The sequence below is a fragment of the Halorubrum sp. SS7 genome (genome assembly GCF_005435055.1).
Lineage (GTDB): Archaea > Halobacteriota > Halobacteria > Halobacteriales > Haloferacaceae > Halorubrum > Halorubrum salinarum.
The window spans coordinates 927-2,536 of record NZ_SGXV01000057.1 but is presented as its reverse complement, the minus strand read 5'-3'; the positions used below and the strand labels follow the sequence as shown (position 1 = coordinate 2,536).

The following is a 1,610-nucleotide window of genomic DNA, read 5'->3' as shown; positions in this document are numbered from 1 at the left end:
CTCACGGAGTACGGCTACAGGTGGGAAATCGAGAGTGGGTACAGGTCGATCAAACGGTTCATGGCGGCGACGACGTCGAAGGATTTCGGGCTGCGATTCTTCTACTTCGCGTTCGCCTGCCTGTTGTATTCGATCTGGCGGGCTGTCGATCTGCTCGTGCAGGTTGAGTTGACTGGTGAGTACGAACATTCGCCGATCGTAACAGCCGACAACACGCTGACGTTGCTGAAGAAGGAAACGGGAATCGGGTAGAGAGACACCCTGTCTGGGTTAGCGCGCCGTTTGAGTGGCTACACTATTGGATGTCTCGAAAATTCGCCCTTACGATTGGAAGTGTGACAATAATGTCCGCTTGGAGAGTGATCTGGAGCAGTTTCCGCTGACCGAATCGTTCAAATTCGCACATCACAGGCCCGCTAAACCCACTGTAGTCTCAACTTCACGATCCAAGGGGTAGTTGAGACTGGTCGTCTCAATGTATAAGATTGGATTCGACGGTTGAACGCCAATCGTTTTCCCCGCTACCCCCTTCGATTGAATTGTATCGATTGCCGAGCACGTCGCACCGGCTGTGTGTACAGATAGAACGTATGCCACTCGCTCAACTCCTCGAACAATACGTCAGTCTGGGTATCTTCGTCCTCGCTGCAGGCCTGAGTGTACTCAGCTTCCTCGCATGGCGGCGGGAACGTGATCGTCGTATGTGGATCGTTACGCTCGGGTACGCGATGTTCGCCGTCTATGGGTTCATCGTGTTCCTTGAGTACCCGCTGCTCCCGTACTTCCCGTACGCGACGCTGGAATTGCTCGAACACGGGAGTGCAATCCTGATCCTCGGTGGCCTCCTGGCGTTTTTCGTCGCTTTGACGCGGGACTAAGCAATGTCGGACCCGGATCTCGAATTGGCCTCTCGGCGGGAAATCTACCAGCGGATAGCCGATACGCCCGGAATTCACTTTCGCGCGCTCCTCGACGATCTTGAGTACGCACAAGGGACACTCCAGTACCAGCTCAGGTGGCTCGCCGATGGGGACCTGATCGACGTCTCGGATGACGGCAAGTACACACGGTACTATCCGGCTGCCGAGTTCGACGAAGCCGATCGAACAGTGATGAACGCGCTGCGCCGGGAATACAGTCGCCGCATCCTCGCACATCTTCTCACAGACGGCCCGCTCTCGACAACCGAACTCAGCGACCGCCTCGACAAGGCACAATCGACCGCCTCGTGGCATCTTTCGAAACTCGCCGAGGCCGACCTCGTCACCAAAGAGCGTGACGGCCGGAGTGTCGTCTACGAAGTCAGCGATCCTGATCGGGTAAAATACCTCTACACGGTTCACCGGCGCTCGTTCACTGACAAAGTCGTCGACCGTATCCTGGGCCTCTGGGACAGCTACTAGCTCGCCGCCGCGTTCGACGGGAGCCCTCGAAGCACCAACAGACGCAACAGGAGCACGTACACGAGAAACGCCACTGAGGGTCCCAGCAGGGGACGAATAAGTCCCGTCAGATCAGTCCCGATCGCTACAGCATGGATTGTCCCGAAGGCGAACCCAGCATACGCGAATGAGTGGACGACGCGTGAGCCCCAGGGGCGCTGGAAGCGT

2 protein-coding genes and 2 pseudogenes are annotated in these 1,610 nt (G+C 57.1%); 3 read left to right on the top strand and 1 reads right to left on the bottom strand.

Features of this window, described 5'->3' with window-relative positions; translation table 11 throughout:
• From EXE44_RS16375 to EXE44_RS16365, 3 genes and pseudogenes are all read left to right on the top strand, one after another.
• Positions 1–252, top strand: a pseudogene (locus EXE44_RS16375) (transposase); the annotation flags it as partial.
• Positions 253–701: 449 nt separating this feature from the next.
• Positions 702–878, top strand: coding sequence for a hypothetical protein (locus EXE44_RS21515; protein ID WP_241988353.1), 177 nt, complete (start codon positions 702–704; stop codon positions 876–878).
• 3 nt (positions 879–881) lie between these two features.
• On the top strand, positions 882–1,403 hold the full coding sequence (locus tag EXE44_RS16365) for a metalloregulator ArsR/SmtB family transcription factor (protein WP_092920172.1): 522 nt from the start codon (positions 882–884) through the stop codon (positions 1,401–1,403).
• Here EXE44_RS16365 and EXE44_RS21510 read toward each other — a convergent pair.
• Positions 1,400–1,610: pseudogene (locus EXE44_RS21510) on the bottom strand (hypothetical protein); the annotation flags it as partial. The gene EXE44_RS16365 and the pseudogene EXE44_RS21510 sit on opposite strands and share 4 nt — an antisense overlap.

Excerpts from the sequence above, each read along its gene's own strand:
- EXE44_RS21515 (WP_241988353.1), top strand. The coding sequence starts at position 702 with ATGTGGATCGTTACGCTCGGGTACGCGATGTTCGCCGTCTATGGGTTC.
- EXE44_RS16365 (WP_092920172.1), top strand. The coding sequence starts at position 882 with ATGTCGGACCCGGATCTCGAATTGGCCTCTCGGCGGGAAATCTACCAG.